General features: G+C 61.9%; 17 protein-coding genes. 11 read left to right on the top strand and 6 right to left on the bottom strand.

The genetic code is table 11. The features are described from left to right. Window positions 1-366 precede the first annotated feature (366 nt). Window positions 367-1,056 carry a hypothetical protein gene (locus AC4EEO_RS10305; protein WP_491338808.1) on the bottom strand — a complete coding sequence of 230 codons (690 nt, stop codon included), beginning with the start codon at window positions 1,054-1,056 and terminating at the stop codon, window positions 367-369. A gap of 777 nt (window positions 1,057-1,833) precedes the next feature. Here AC4EEO_RS10305 and AC4EEO_RS10300 point away from each other — a divergent pair. The 4 genes from AC4EEO_RS10300 (at window position 1,834) to AC4EEO_RS10285 (ending at window position 4,902) form a co-directional block, all read left to right on the top strand. Further along, entirely contained in the window at window positions 1,834-2,268 is a 435-nt protein-coding gene (locus AC4EEO_RS10300; RefSeq protein WP_491338807.1) for an SRPBCC family protein, read from the top strand. A gap of 223 nt (window positions 2,269-2,491) precedes the next feature. Beyond that, complete coding sequence (locus AC4EEO_RS10295; protein WP_223994909.1) at window positions 2,492-2,923, top strand: ester cyclase; 432 nt, start codon at window positions 2,492-2,494, stop codon at window positions 2,921-2,923. A 167-nt stretch (window positions 2,924-3,090) separates the two neighbouring features. Then, window positions 3,091-4,530, top strand: coding sequence for an amidase (locus tag AC4EEO_RS10290; protein WP_491338806.1), 1,440 nt, complete (start codon window positions 3,091-3,093; stop codon window positions 4,528-4,530). Window positions 4,531-4,602: 72 nt separating this feature from the next. Further along, complete coding sequence (locus AC4EEO_RS10285; protein WP_461841125.1) at window positions 4,603-4,902, top strand: hypothetical protein; 300 nt, start codon at window positions 4,603-4,605, stop codon at window positions 4,900-4,902. Window positions 4,903-4,970: 68 nt separating this feature from the next. Here AC4EEO_RS10285 and AC4EEO_RS10280 read toward each other — a convergent pair whose 3' ends face one another. After that, window positions 4,971-5,633: a DUF6308 family protein gene (locus AC4EEO_RS10280; RefSeq protein WP_223994916.1), complete on the bottom strand. Its 663-nt coding sequence runs from the start codon at window positions 5,631-5,633 to the stop codon at window positions 4,971-4,973. A gap of 577 nt (window positions 5,634-6,210) precedes the next feature. After that, entirely contained in the window at window positions 6,211-6,468 is a 258-nt protein-coding gene (locus AC4EEO_RS10275) for a DUF6228 family protein (protein WP_491338805.1), read from the bottom strand. A 313-nt stretch (window positions 6,469-6,781) separates the two neighbouring features. Between AC4EEO_RS10275 and AC4EEO_RS10270 the strand changes: the two genes are divergently transcribed. Next, window positions 6,782-7,183: a SpoIIAA family protein gene (locus AC4EEO_RS10270; protein ID WP_461841123.1), complete on the top strand. Its 402-nt coding sequence runs from the start codon at window positions 6,782-6,784 to the stop codon at window positions 7,181-7,183. 209 nt (window positions 7,184-7,392) lie between these two features. On the opposite strand, the gene AC4EEO_RS10265 is transcribed toward AC4EEO_RS10270, so the two are convergent. Continuing rightward, on the bottom strand, window positions 7,393-8,067 hold the full coding sequence (locus AC4EEO_RS10265) for a TetR/AcrR family transcriptional regulator (protein ID WP_223994920.1): 675 nt from the start codon (window positions 8,065-8,067) through the stop codon (window positions 7,393-7,395). Between the two features lie 51 nt (window positions 8,068-8,118). Here AC4EEO_RS10265 and AC4EEO_RS10260 point away from each other — a divergent pair, with 51 nt between their 5' ends. The 3 genes from AC4EEO_RS10260 to AC4EEO_RS10250 all read left to right on the top strand — a co-directional run bounded on the left by AC4EEO_RS10260 (window position 8,119) and on the right by AC4EEO_RS10250 (window position 10,429). Next, a complete protein-coding gene (locus AC4EEO_RS10260) occupies window positions 8,119-8,640 on the top strand; it encodes a hypothetical protein (protein ID WP_461841122.1) in 522 nt (173 codons plus the stop codon). Further along, the gene (locus tag AC4EEO_RS10255; protein WP_223994924.1) at window positions 8,637-9,611 is read left to right on the top strand and encodes a CPBP family intramembrane glutamic endopeptidase; all 975 of its coding nucleotides are present in this window, start codon (window positions 8,637-8,639) and stop codon (window positions 9,609-9,611) included. Before AC4EEO_RS10260 ends, AC4EEO_RS10255 begins: the two co-directional genes overlap by 4 nt. Window positions 9,612-9,979: 368 nt before the next feature. Then, a complete protein-coding gene (locus AC4EEO_RS10250) occupies window positions 9,980-10,429 on the top strand; it encodes a GNAT family N-acetyltransferase (RefSeq protein ID WP_223994926.1) in 450 nt (149 codons plus the stop codon). Window positions 10,430-10,511: 82 nt separating this feature from the next. Here the strand turns inward: AC4EEO_RS10250 and AC4EEO_RS10245 are convergent, their stop codons facing one another. Continuing rightward, window positions 10,512-10,910 (bottom strand): winged helix-turn-helix transcriptional regulator, encoded by a 399-nt coding sequence (locus AC4EEO_RS10245; RefSeq protein ID WP_223994928.1) that lies wholly within the window; start codon window positions 10,908-10,910, stop codon window positions 10,512-10,514. Between the two features lie 97 nt (window positions 10,911-11,007). Here AC4EEO_RS10245 and AC4EEO_RS10240 point away from each other — a divergent pair, with 97 nt between their 5' ends. The 3 genes from AC4EEO_RS10240 (at window position 11,008) to AC4EEO_RS10230 (ending at window position 13,275) form a co-directional block, all read left to right on the top strand. After that, window positions 11,008-11,415, top strand: a complete 408-nt coding sequence (locus AC4EEO_RS10240; protein WP_223994930.1) for an NAD(P)H-binding protein — start codon at window positions 11,008-11,010, stop codon at window positions 11,413-11,415. Window positions 11,416-12,616: 1,201 nt separating this feature from the next. Beyond that, on the top strand, window positions 12,617-13,054 hold the full coding sequence (locus AC4EEO_RS10235) for a DNA-directed RNA polymerase subunit alpha C-terminal domain-containing protein (RefSeq protein WP_491338804.1): 438 nt from the start codon (window positions 12,617-12,619) through the stop codon (window positions 13,052-13,054). A 38-nt stretch (window positions 13,055-13,092) separates the two neighbouring features. Further along, window positions 13,093-13,275: a hypothetical protein gene (locus AC4EEO_RS10230; protein ID WP_491338803.1), complete on the top strand. Its 183-nt coding sequence runs from the start codon at window positions 13,093-13,095 to the stop codon at window positions 13,273-13,275. Between the two features lie 155 nt (window positions 13,276-13,430). On the opposite strand, the gene AC4EEO_RS10225 is transcribed toward AC4EEO_RS10230, so the two are convergent. After that, window positions 13,431-13,742, bottom strand: a complete 312-nt coding sequence (locus AC4EEO_RS10225; protein ID WP_491340418.1) for a hypothetical protein — start codon at window positions 13,740-13,742, stop codon at window positions 13,431-13,433. Between the last annotated feature and the right edge of the window lie 241 nt (window positions 13,743-13,983).

Genomic DNA, 13,983 nt, shown 5'->3' with positions numbered 1-13,983 from the left:
TGGCGGCCGCGGTTCCGTTATTCCAATCGAAATACAATGCCAGCGCAGCCAGCAGTACGACAGCACATCCCGCGAGCCAAGCGAGCCTGGTTCTGCTTCGGTCGACCGGTCGAGGACGTTCGAGGAGACCGTTCTGAGACACGTTGAGCCCTCCCAATCGGGCGCCTCGCACCCGCAAGAACTCAAGACCCGGGCCGCCCGAACACCCGGACGGAGACGCACACCCAAAATATATCCCTCCGACCTCAACTCCGAGGGCACCATGCCCGTGGGTGCGCAGAGAGGACGGTGTTCTCGTCGGCAGCGGGCGAGTGCACTTCCTGGCCCCTGCGGCCCATGCCTGGGCCGCTCCACCACCCTGGGCTGTTATTGGCCAAGCAGGGAGACGGCGTGGGCGATGACCAACGCCAGCAGGACGAAGCCGCCGAAGGCTTCCAACCCCATCAGTCCTTTGGCCCGGGCTGAAAGCGGCATTGTATCCGTGGGGCTGAATGCCATGGAGTTGGACAGCGAGAAGTACAGATAGTCAATGAACGCAGCCGTCCAGCCGGTTTTGACCGAAGATCTGGCCGCAACTTCCTTGACAGCGTCGTGGTCTTCGTCTTGCGGGAAGCGGAAGTCTGCTCTGGGCAGGTGGGGGCGCGGGGTGTGTCGGCGGGATACGGGTCCGCCGCGGTCCAGTTCCCAATAGACCAAGGCAAAAGCGATCACGTTCGTTACCCATACCTGAAGTGCGGCGAGCAAAAGGGTGGGTCCGTTGCTGCTGGTTGTCGTCAGGGCAATGACCAGCTGAACCAAGGCAGCCTCGTTGGCCACGACCAGGAGGAGTGCCTGGCCAATGGAAAGAATTCTGGACCAGCGGGTTTCGCGGGTCAGCCGGCGAGGATTCAGGACCACCAGCGGAATCAGCAGACCAAGTCCGACCACCACGACGACGTAGCGAACGCCCGGCAAGAAAGTCGTCGGCAGCGTCCCGTACAAGCCCAGCGCAGCGAGGAGGCCAATCACGGCCGGCCAGCGATGCTCGGCTCGGCCCTGCATTTCGACTGAGATCATGATCAGGAGTCTAGGCTCGGTTGCCCCGCCAGGGCCGGTCAGGGCATTGAATGTGCGCCGCGTCGGCTTAGCATCAGCACCGCGTCGGGCCTTGAACCACCTGTGCTTCAGCCCTCTGCATACGAGTTCCCCGACACAGCGGGGAGGGGCATATCACGCAGAAAGTCCACGGGTGTGCACCCCCTCGAACCTCACGAGGTTGGAGTCGCTCGCTGCGGACTCCACGCTGTCAGCTCGTCCAATCTTTCGCTGACAGCCAGATTCCAGTGGCAGAAGTCGTCACAGGCCCGGCCAGACGCCTTGTACCGTCCACCCTCCACCCTTGGTATAGGCGGCGACAACCGGTCCCCGCCCAACAAGGGTGTGCGGGTAAGTAGTCTGCCGCAACACCGCATGGCGGCACTCCAGACCCCGCAAAGCCTCCACAGCCTTGGCCATGGCGTCCCTGAAGTTCGTGCCCGCAACCGTGAACCAGCCAGCTCCGTGGTCGGTTCCGTACTCAAGAAGGAACGGCATAGACGAAAGCGTTCCGCACCAAGACAGGTTCAGACAGGGCCGATGGTCCCTCTGGGTCGACCGCACGGATACGCTTCCACCAAGGTGGCGAACTGGGGCAGCAGTCCGGCACCTGAAGTAAGCCATCCTGACCCTGGACTTAGTCAACGTTCTCCTGAGAAGCTGGCCGACGTGGCCTGCCTCGGCAGGACGCCGCGAAACCGCCAGTATTGGTGGAATTGCGTGGTCGGTGACGTGCATTCGGTTGTTGGAAGGATAACTATGGCCCACGCAGAAAATCAGATCACCATCGACCGCTCACCTGAGGCGGTGTATGCGTTCCTCGCGGATGGATTGAACAACCCGAAATGGCGCTCGGGTGTTCAGGCCATCAGCCTGCGAAGCGGCGCTGCCGGCAGCGTCGGGGCCATCTACCAGCAGACGCTTACCGGTCCCGGAGGCCGTCCGGTGGCTGGAGACTACGAAATTACGGAAGCCCGGCCTGGGGAATACCTTGCGTTCCATGTCGTAGCCGGCCCGGCGCGTCCCGTCGGGGAATACAGACTGACCCAGGACGCCACGGGGACCCTCGTGAGATTCACTCTCGATGTGCAGCCCAAGGGCCTCATGAAACTGGCCGGACCCTTGATACAACGCACCATGGGCGCCGAGGTCAGCCAGCTCACATCGCTCAAAGCCTGCCTTGAATCATCTTGACCGATGCGAAACGGCTGTGCGCCCATGGCTGCCCTGCGCACGCTGACCGTGTTTGTGGCGTCGATGCCTTCCGGACGCGGATCCTTGCCTTTTCTGTGTGCCTAACTTGTCTGACTTCACCCGCGACGGTGGTGGGGAGATAAGGGACCAACGACCCATTGACTGGTGCCTTGGCAGGTCTAGCATGAACCGCGTCAGGACATTTTCAAGGAGGAGATGTGTGATGTCACGCGCTGAAGTTGAGGAGCTTGACGACCGCGGGATGGCGGCCTGGGACCAGCATGACACGGCCGGCTTCGCCGGCCTGCTGGCCGATAATTTTACCTTTTCGGATGTGATGGCCGCGGAGCCCTTCCACACGCGGGATCAGGTCCAGTCCTACATGGACGCGTGGTTCTCGGCCTTCCCGGATATGCACGTGAAGACCACGAGCAGGGTGGTCAGCGATGACGACGTGGCGGCGGAAGTGGAGTTCACCGGAACGAATACCGGTCCGTTGCGGATGGGAGACCAGGAAATTCCCGCGACGGGCAAGTCCGTGGTCGGGACAGGAACCTATTTTGCTTCCATCAGGGACGGCAAGATCGTCTCCTTCCGGGCTCATCCTGACGTCGCGTCGATGATGGGGCAACTGGGCCTGATGCCCGGAATGTAGCGTCAGCCGAAGATGGCTTGTGGCTGCCGGGAAATAGAATTGCGTACGGCTGGGCCCCGCACCACGTCGACTCTCCGGCCATAGTTTCCGGGCGTAGAGCCTTGGCCGGACAAGGACTGTCGTAATGCCGCCCAGGGAGGGCCGTAGTGGATGAACAACTCCGTTGGATGGATGCAACAGAGCAGGCCGATTTAGTACGCTCGGGCCAGGTCAGCGCCGGTGAACTGCTTGAGGAAGGGAGGGAACGCATCCGGGTGATGAACCCTGCCCTGAACGCCGTGATCCTCGAGCTGGACCCGGCGCACGACTGGTTGCCCGCCCTGGCCGGAAACACACCTCCTGACAACGGAGGATCCGATCACTATCCGTTTCCAGGGGTGCCGTTCGTGGTCAAGGATCTCGCCCTGGAAATCGCGGGGACACCGTTTTCGGAAGGTTCGCGTTGGCTTGCGGGGAACGTCTCACGCACGGACCAGGAGCTCGCGCGGCGGTTCCAGCGGGCCGGACTGGCCATCGTCGGCAAGACCAACACCTGTGAGTTCGGCCTAAGTCCGCACTGCGAACCAATCCTCCATGGCCCAACGCGCAACCCATGGGACATCGCTCTTTCCACCAGCGGATCAAGCGGCGGGTCGGCGGCCGCCGTTGCGGCCGGCCTCGTCCCGATGGCCCACGGAAACGACCTGGGCGGTTCACTGCGCTATCCAGCAGCGTGGTGCGGACTCTTCGGCCTCAAACCAACCCGCGGCCGGGTTCCGCTCGGACCGGAATATGGCGACATCGCGGGCGGCCTCGCGGCCGAGTTTGCGCTGACCCGCACAGTCCGCGACGCGGCTGCATTGTTGGACGCCGTAGCCGGACCGGCTCCCGGTGACCCATACTGCGCTCCGCCGCAGCAGCGCCCCTACACGGCCGAGATAATGACCGCGCCGGGACGCCTGAGAATCGCGGCCACGGCTTCACCCAACAGGGGCCAGTCAGTCCATCCTGACTACCAGCGGACCTTTGACGCGACGGTGAACTTATTGGTCAGCCTGGGCCACCACGTCGAAGAAGCGCATCCTGAACCGCTGGATCGTGCCGGACACCGAGCTCTCCGCGCCGTATACGCTGCCGCGGCCAGCTGGATCGAAGGGTACTGGACGAACCGGCAAGGGCGCGGGCCCGAACCGGGCGAAATCGAACCCTACACCGAGGTCCTGTTCGAACGCGGCCGCAAGGTCAGTGCCGCGGACTACCTCCAGGGCGTGGAGGAACTGCAGCGCTTTAGCCGGCGGATCGCCGGATTCTTCGATAATTTCGACCTCTGGCTGACGCCGACGGTCGGCTGGCCGCCGTTGCCGCTGGGCGCACTGACGGCGACGGTCGAGGACCCGCTCCGCGGCGAGCGGGAAGCTGGCCGGTTCCTGATGTTTGATGGCGAGTACGCCAACATTACCGGTAACCCGGCCGTGTCGATACCGTCGGGCACCGATTCCGCTGGGCTCCCCGTCGGAATGTCTTTCCTGGCCGCCTTCGGTGCCGAGGCAACCCTTTTCCGGCTTGCCGCGCAGCTGGAACGGGCCAATCCCTGGGCCGCGCGGCGACCAACAACCACGATGCTGTAAATCCGATCCACAGCTATCGAACAAAACAGCGACCCAGCGAGAAACAAGCGAGGCAGAAAAATGTATCTAGGAATGTACATATTCAGGGGGAACCCGGCTGAGCTACTTGCCGGGCACGACCGCATGCTCGCCCTCCTTCCGGAAGGCCAACTGGACCTACACCTCTGCGTGGAAACGAAAGACGGCATCGCTGTCCTCGACACCTGCCCAAACAAGGAAGTCTTTGACCGCTTCAGCAGCGGTCGATCATTCCATGAACTCGTGGCCGCCGCCGGGCTGCCACCGGCGGAAATCCAGCACCTGGGTATCGTTAAGAGCTTCGTCCTGCCATCAGGTCAGAAGGAGGCAGCCAGCGGCACCGACCAACCATAAAAGCACATAAACACACTTTTCCGAGTGGATTGCGCTGTTGCAGGTGCTCATGTGGCCTACGCGCGAACCTAGCTGAATTCCGGCTCTTTGCCAAACATCCAAAGGATGACGTCCATAAGCCGCAACTCCGATATCGCCTGTTCGATTCCGGAGAGCTTATGGATCTCGGCGAGGCGTTCGGGCAGGCCGGTTCCGTCGGTCAAGAGCGCGTGCCAGTCTACCCACTGGGTGTCTGAGCTGCGTTGTCCCGTGACTCTTCCGATGGTGATGTCCCAGACGGGGATGAGGTCGGATCGTTTGCGTGCCATGATTCTGCTGGCCGCGGCGGCTCCGATATCCAACCCGGCTTCCGCATCGCGACGAAGTTCGTCCCGCAAAATCATCGCCGGTCCACTTCCCGTCAGTAGATCGATGGCCTGTTCGCGGGTGAGGCTGCTTAGCGGGACGTGGGTGGGGATCCGTCGCAAGATATCTGTCACGCGAGCTGCTCTGGTGGGTTCTTGCAACGCAATCCATGCTTTCAGAGGGATGGGCGCGCCGAGCATGTTAACAGCGATGGCATCACTGTCCGTGAGGACATCGCGTGTTTCCATGTCGCCCCTGCCGGCCCACCCGTCGAAGTAGCTTCCCGTGCCCGTGCGTCCGTGCTTGTCGGTCCCCGCATAGTAGCGGTGCACCAGTTTCGCTGCCGCGTCGAGGTTCCGTTCGGTGAGGATGGCGGGTACTTCCATTGTCCCTCCCTGTGGCTAATCTGTTTCTTGCCCCAATTGTGCTTGCACCTGGACCAAACACCAGGCCAAGGTGACGAATTGACTGCTTTGTGTCGAGTTTTCCGTGTTAGGAAAAACACGACAATTCTGCAGCTTGGATCAAGGTTCGTACTCCCTCCGCGTCTGCTCGGTGCGATGGGCCAGCTTATTCGCTGGCGGAATGCGGAACACGACTACGGGCCTGGCGAGTCGAGGAGGGTTGCCCCGCCGCCGGTTTCACAAACGTGCAAATCTCTCGGTACTGAGCCGTCGCAGGCGGAGTTCGTTGGTTTCCAGGAGGCTGGACGTCATTCCCAGCTGTGCTTGTATTGGTGGGCCTACAAAGCCCGGCCGCCGGCATGGGAAACAATGGGATTGTAAAGCTGGGTTGTTTGTTTCGGGCAGCTCACGGTCGTGTGGGGGCGAGCAAAGCGCGGAGCGCCTCCAGTGCGACGGTCAGTTCTAGGCCGGGATCCAGGGTGACTTCCCCTTTGGCGACCCACGGCGCCGACCGGACGTAGTCCTCGAGCTCGAAGGAAAGTCGGAGAAGTCCGTCGTGCTAAGCGCACAGCCGGAAATCGCCTTCCACGGAGTCAAACTTCTTTTCACCGTCCCAGCCATGCCTGTTGAGTGCCAGCTCCTCGAAAAACGACAGCAGCCCCGCCCACTTGTTCTGATCATAAACGCTTTTGTTGGCTCGCAGGCCTTTTAATTCCACTGTCACTCTCAGGTATTCTGTCGTCCCGTCGAATTTGCGAGGAGCCCTATCGATGAGAAATAACAGCGTTCCCTGACGCCCCATTCTCGCCTCATTCATGAACACTATTCTCCATCAATCATTGCAACTGAGAACCCTCATCAAAAGCCCACTTGAAGGCGGATCAACGCAGCCCGGGAGGGGGGGCGGAGCGCTGGGCTATGGTGTCCGACGGTGCGAAGTTGAGGCTTCCGGCCCTCCCCGGCCCGTTATGGGGCGGCAGGACGCGCGGAGGCGGTGGCGCCCCGGGTAACCTGCTCCTGCAAGACCACATCAGACCGCGGGCGGCAATGCGCACCAGGGACCCGGATGCGGTTGGTGAACTGTATTTTATTTGGTGACCCTATGGTCACCTGCAAGGTACGATTCCCCGATGCGGGGTGGACAAGGTACTGGTGTCATCGTTCGTGGTGGCAAGGGCGCAGTCGCGTTGCGTCCGGACGGAATTATTCATTTGATGTGGAACCCGAGGGTTCGCATCGAAGTTCAAGACGCACGGGCGGCTATGACGGCGGTCAATACTGTCGCCTGCGGCGCGGAGTACCCCATGCTCGTCGACATGGCGACCACGGAGCACGTTGCCCGAGAAGCGCGCGCCGTGTTCTCCATTCCATGTGCCGCAAACAGGATTGCACTCCTTGGCGCGAGCCCCGTGGACCGTGTGATTGCCAATTTCTTCCTCAACGTCCACATTCCGCCTTGCCCGACCCGGTTCTTCACCTCACGGGATGACGCTCTGACGTGGCTGGCCAGAGATACAGACGGGCCCTCCTAGGGGCCCGGCTGGCAACCGTTGAAAGTAATTCACCTCAGGCCTGTCGTTGGAAGGAGGCCGGACTCCGGGAGGTACATGTCTGAGATCTAATGGACGTCGTCGCGGGCCGCGGTCGCAAGGGTGGCTCTCGGGGGAGCATTCCTACCTGCTGATGGCTGGTTCTTGGTTGTTGCAAGTCGCAGGTGTGCGGCATGTTGTTGGACGGGACTTTATTGGAAGGGGTTGATGGTCAGGCCGGTGGTCAGGGCTGCCAGCCCGAGTTCGAACTGTTCCTGGCCGGCGACCTCTGGAAGTTCGTCGAGGAGGCCGGCGAGAAGGGGAAGGTCGGTTGGAGGCAGGCTGGCAACTTCCCGCCGCCAGCTCGCGGCGTAGGTCGCTGGCGGCTGCCGGTGGGTGCGTGGTACTTCCCATGCCACGAATCCTGTGGCGTAGGTCAGGACCGCGTAGACGGCGTGGACGCTCCGCGAGGGCTGCATTCCGGCGTTGGCCAAGGGCCCGAGGAGGGCTTCGAGTCCGTGCAGGATGCCGGGTCCGATGACCGGGCGGGAGAGGAAGATTAGCGGGAGGCTCGGGTGCTCGAGCAGGTTCAGGCGAAGTGCCCGTCCCCAGGCAAGTAGGATTTCCGCGGCGTCAGCGGGTAGAGGGTGAGGGAGCCGGAGGTCGCGGAGGCCGCGTTGGGCGATGGCTGCGAGCAGCTCATCCTTGCTGACGACGTAGCCGTAGATGGTCATCACCCCGCATTTGAGGCGCTGGGCCAGCATCGGCATGGTGAGGGCCTCGGGGCCTTCTTCGTCGGCTAGCGCCAACGCTGCTTCGACTACCTGCTCCCGGGTCAAAGAACCGCGCGGTCTCCGTTTCCGGGGGGTCTTGACAGATTCCTGCATGGATGTAGCGTACATCTTACGGTAAGACATACGCTCCATGGAGGTGTAAGGATGTCCCCGGATCAGTTTGGGAGCCTCGCGGTCAACGTTGGAATCTACGTGGCTTTGATCGCTTTCGTCCTGTACCGCCAGATGCGTGCCCAACCTCTCAGGGTTCGAAGGCTGGTGCTGTTCCCGGCGGGCCTTGGCCTCATTGGGCTCCAGCAACTGGCGCGCCAACCTCTCGCCATGGACGTGGGAGGCGCAGCCGTTTTTGTGGCCGGTATTGTGATCGGCTTGGCTGCCGGTCTCTGGCGGGGGACAACGTTCCGGGTCTGGGCCGATGCCGGCTACGTGATGGTCAAGGGGACAGCGATGACGCTTGTAGCGTGGGCTGTTCTGATGGGGATGCGGTTGCCGTTCGCACTCTTCGACCCGAGCTCACACCATCCCCAGGGCTTGGTAGTCGGCGAACTGCTCTTGGCCCTGGCCATATCATTTGCCGGGCAGAACGCGGTGGTTTGGGCGCGCGCCAAACGGATCCACGTTGACCGGCCGCCGTCTTTCATCCCATCGGGGAGCAGTAGGCCATGAACTCAAAGCACCAGAGCCCGGCAAACCTTGCATTTAACCGGCAACGGGCGAAAACGAAAACCTCTCTAACAGCTCCAGACCCTCTTGGCACGCAGGGAGCGCCGCTCACGCCGATGCCGGCGGCTCGCTTCGGAGCCGCCTGCATCGTGGCCGGATTCCTGCCCGTGGCAGCCGGGTACGTTCCCGGTGATGCCGCTCGCCTCGCCTGCGGCCTGGTCGTCCCGGCGGTGTTGCTTGCCGTCGCCCTACTGGCGCGGCGCAGTGCCGCCATGCACGCTTACTGGGAAATCCCCCTGGCTTTGTTCGGTATGTCCCTTTTCATCGTGGCCGATCGCTACGTGCCCGGATTCCTTTCAGGCCGGATCCTGCGCAGCCCTCCGGCCGCCGGGAACCCCTTGGCTTCGACGGTTTCGGGCACGGTGATCATCGAGCTCGATGAGCTGCTGCTCACCGTCCTCGCCGTGCTGGTGGTGGTCTGGATCTCAAGGAGTTCGCTGGCCTTAATTTATCTGCGCAGAGGTCGATTCGGGAGGGCGTACGTGATCGGAATCGTCGCGCTCCTTGCGTTCTACGCACTGACTTTCGGCGCCTTGTCGCACTCACGCTTCATGCCCCCTCAAGGCGCCCTCGACGTCGCCCGTTACCTCAGCCTGACGCCCCCGCTTCTGACAACGGCGGCCGCCAATGGATTCCTGGAGGAGCTGATGTTCCGGGGGCTGCTGCTGTCCAAGCTCAACATCGCCTTCGGCCCCTACGGGGCGACCGGTATCCAGGCTGCGATCTTTGCCTCCTGGCACGTCGGCGTGACTTACACGGCCTCCGCACTCATCTTTATTGGGCTGTTCGCATTCCCGCTCGGTCTCATCGGCGGCTACCTCACTCGCAGCTCCGGCAGCATCATCCCCGCACCGCTCTTCCACGCGGGCGCGGAAATACCGATCTACCTGGGATTCCTGTCATACGTCTCCTAGGCTCCCGGAGGCTCTTCATTTGGGGCGTAAGACGCCACGGTGTAATTGCCAAGGATCGCTGACCGTTAGACGGAGCGTCCGTCGCTAAACCCCGCTTCGGGCTGGTCTCCCGTCTTTGTCTGGAAGACAAGATTGGGCAATTCAAGGACTTCGAGGGCGAGCCATCCATCGTCCGCAGATGTGGGCATCCGGTCACGCCCATGTTGTGGTGTGCTCGTTGCGGTTCTGACCAGGGTCGTCGGCAGTCGTCGTTCAGGACGCCACGGCCTGAAGGGATACGGGTGTATACCGCTCTGTTCCAAGCCCAGCGTTTAACCTTTGGCGGTCAGTGTGTGAACCACGTTGCCCGTTCGCCATAGGGTGTTGTCATGACTGAGCGATATTTTTTCTCTGCCGACTCGGACAGGGTTGATCGTGCCCGCGTGCACCTGTGGCTTAGCGAGCAGTCCTACTGGGCGCGAGGTCGGTTTCGTGAAATGCAAGATGCCGCTATTGATGCCTCCCGGAACTATGGAGTGTACGACATCGAGAGTGGAGAGCAAGTAGCGTACGGTCGCGTCGTGACTGATGGAGTTACTTTTGGTTGGCTATGCGACGTGTTCGTTGCGACCGAAGCCCGCGGTCAGGGCATCGGCAAGATGCTCGCCGCAGGTGTAATGGCGGATCTGGAACCCTTGGGCCTGAGGCGGATTTTGCTTTCAACGGCGGATGCTCACGGGCTTTATGCCCAGCATGGCTTCACGGAACTTGCCGAGCCATCAAGAATGATGGCTCGTGTCCGTTCACCTATCACTTACGGGCGGCCCGGCCGCTCTTAGTTCGATCGCGATGTGGCTTGAAACCTCTCGGCCGCGAATCCCCCAAGGGCCGTGAACCGGCCCCTGTTGAAGTCGGGTTGGGTTAGCGGATCTGGTGGTCTGGGTTTTGGTGATCGTAGAGCTCGCGGGATGCGCCGATGGCGTCTTTGTGCTCCGCAGACCAATCCGCGAGTTGTTTGACAAGCATGGTGAGGCTGTTTCCGCGTTCAGTGAGTTCGTAGGTGACCTGGGCCGGCACGGTGGGGTAGACCGTGCGGGAAACCAGCCCGTCGCGTTCAAGACGCCTCACCGTGAGGGTCAGCATGCGCTGCGAAATTCCATCGATAGCCCGCTGGAGCTCTCGAAAACGTCTTACGCCGGAGGCCAGCTCCACGATGACCAGCACCGACCACTTGTCACCGATCCGGTCCAGGACGTCTCGGATCCCGCAATCCGGGTGGGCGGCGTCGCCGCAAGGCTCCAGGACGGGGGTTACTGCCATGTGACTGCCTAACACCAACGTGCCTCCTTGTGGGCCCTTGTTCGGTTCCCGATGATGAGTCTAGTTACCGAAAAGTACCAGTGAAATGAGCCTGCCCATGATTCTCGTTACCGGAGCCTCCGGCCACCTTGCCACAGCTATCCTCGGCCGCCTCAAGAAGGCGGGTGCGCCGGCGACCGGAACAACCCGTAACCCAAACTCCACCAGCCAGCTCCGGGCCCTCGACTTCGACGCTCCCGAAACGATCTCCTTCGAAGGCGTGGAGACACTGGTTTTGGTGTCCGCGGGAGCCCAAGAAGACGACATCGTGATCACCAGGCACAACAACGCCATCACGGCTGCCGAACGAGATGGGGTCAGGCACATCGTTTACACGAGCCTTACTGACGCCGGCGATCACCTGGGATTCGCACTGGCGCACCGCTGGACAGAGCGCCGCCTTTGCAACGGAACGGCGCGGTGGACCATCTTGAGGAACGGTCTTTACGCTGAGCTGATCGGCTAGCTCCTGACTCCGCATGAAGGCGTCATCTCTGCCCCCTTCGGGCAGGGCGGCGTCGCCGCCGTTGCCCGGGACGACCTGGCGGAAGCAGCGGCCATCATCGCCCGGAACCCCGAAAAGCACCAAGACAAGACGTACAACCTCGTTGGGAACGCCGTCATCACGGGCAAGGACTTGGCTTACAGGCTGGGTGCAGAGTATCGGCCGGGTAAACTCACCGAACTGCGGCAGAGCCTAAACTCCGCTGCTCTGCTACCCTTCCAGCCATCTATGCTGCTCTCAATCCATTCCGCCGCAAGTCACGGATTCCTTGCGGGGATAGGCACGGATATTAACGACATCCTTGAACGGGAACCCATAAACGCACTGGAAATCGCGGTTGCTGCCGCGGCCGGGATCTAGCATCCTGGATGGAATTCCAGTTCCTCCCTGCCCGGATTGATTGCTGCGCGGCCTTGACGTCCGACGATACCGGCCATTGTGTTTCCCAGCACTTCTGAGCTCCCGGGCTCTGCCGATCTTCCTATTCCGCAAGCCACCTGCCGCCACGGCGGGGGCTACGGCGTCGTCGAGGTGGGCCCCGAGACTCTTCAGGCTCCGGCTCAGGGTGTCGATGGTGTGCAGCGACAGGGCCCCAGGCAATGCCGGTGCCATACGTCCGGAAACAGAGACGTTGAAAGGCATGGTTGCCCGGTCTGTAGATGTGCGGTTCACCCCGGACCGGGCCGACGGAGCAAGGGCCCCACGGAGTCGGCCGGGCACGGCTTGACGGTTGGCGCGGGTAACTGACGATTCACTTCACCGCCGAGCTGACAGAGCCGCTATGCGTGCAGCGCCAGCCTTCAGGCCTCCGCGCTGGACATCTCAATTGATAGGTTGGTCACGAACGCCCCGAATATCCTTTCGTCCATCCAAGCCCACCCGCATTGTCCTCCTGTCCCCATTGAAGAAGGCTTCTGCGGGAGCGTGTGCAGCGACCATCCTCGGGCCCGGGAACTTCAGGCGACGCAGGGATGGGGGAGGGGCAGAGGGCATTGCAGCGTGATGTTAGCCCTCGATACTGTTGATGGCATTAGTTTGATCACTCCATGCTCCGCCTTGTCACCGTACCTCTGCGCTTCGGTTGCAGGATTTCCTTCGGACACCTATGGTGTCACCACGGACAGGCCGTCACGGCGGCATTTTACTACACGGAGAAGAAGCCATGGGCAAAGCACTCCATGACACAACCGGCAGCGCGGGGAGTCCATCGCCACTGGCTGGCTCCAAAAATTTAGCCCCGCCGCTTGACGGGAGGCTACGAGAACGCGAACTGAACCGCGTTCGTCCCGTTACGGAACTGGCACTTCCAACGAAGGCCGTTAAGGCCCTGCTTCGGGTCGGAGTCAATTCCGTCGGCCAGCTAATCAGCCGGTCAAAGGCGGAACTGTTGACCGAGGTCGTTGGGCTCGGAGAGGAAACAGTCAAGGCCATCGAAACAGCTCTTACCAAGGAAAACCTCACGCTCGCCCCGACGGAAGTCCCTTCGTCTGCTTTTACCCAAATATCGATCCGGCAGGCCCTGAGCCGAGGCAAAACCGGCCGCCATATCAAGAACCACGACGCGTGGGCGAATTCCGCCGAGCCGCCCCCTCCTGGTTGACCACACATCGATCAGACATCCCTGCGCCGGAGATTGCGATGATCAGCACAGTGAACAGCTGCCGGACGCTTGTCCTGACAGATGCCGGCAGCTCGGGCAACCCCTGGAACCGGGCCGTCGACCTGACGGTCACCGGCGCCGGCCGGGAAAGGACCGGGGGATTGTTCACCCATCCACGGCCTCTTCATCGTCGTGACCGGGCACTGACAGTCGAGGCCTGACAGGCTGGAGCCCGTCCTGGCTAACGCTTTCCTACTCAGCACGCAACGTTGTCGAATTACCCAAGGACATCCTCCTGGACACCGTCACCTTCGGCGGGATTGAGACCTTTGACCTGCTCGCGGGCCAGAGTCGGCAAACGAACGTCACGCCGCGCCTAAGTATCGCTGTTGAGCTGACGGAGGGCGGCTTGGATGTCTTTCTGCATGGGCAGGCCGCCGGCACCGCTGCCGCGGCTATAGAGCCGGCAGGTCAGGGCAGGAGGCGCATTGGAGGGAAACAGGTCACGGCCATCGGCGATGAAGGATGGCGAGCCGTGGAAACCCAGCGCCTGGGCCTGTTCCTCACGAAAAAGTTCGACTACCCGGACTTCTCCATCAATCCCTTCATCCGCCAGCGAGGCACGAAGCAGCGCAAGGGCCGGCGCACTATGTGGGCAATCCGCGATGATCCGTAGTTCAAACTCCATCACGTAATCTTCCTCCTTTTCTTCCCAGGAGCGAACCCGGCCGATCGGCGGCGGCGCGGTGGCTGATGCCGATCCTGCCGGTTTTGGCCTAATGGTCGGTTCCGTCCCATCCCGAGTACGGGTCCTCCTCTTCTTGGGTGTTGATCACACCAGAACGACCGGCTTCGGCCGCCCTGGTCATCGAGTTGGCAAGTAACTCTGCCTGCCCGCGCGGCGATGTGTGGCGCCGTAAAGGATCACA

Source organism: Pseudarthrobacter sp. MOO13 (genome assembly GCF_058267655.1).
Note: the sequence above shows the minus strand (reverse complement) of the source record. Positions and strands in the feature narration are given on the sequence as shown.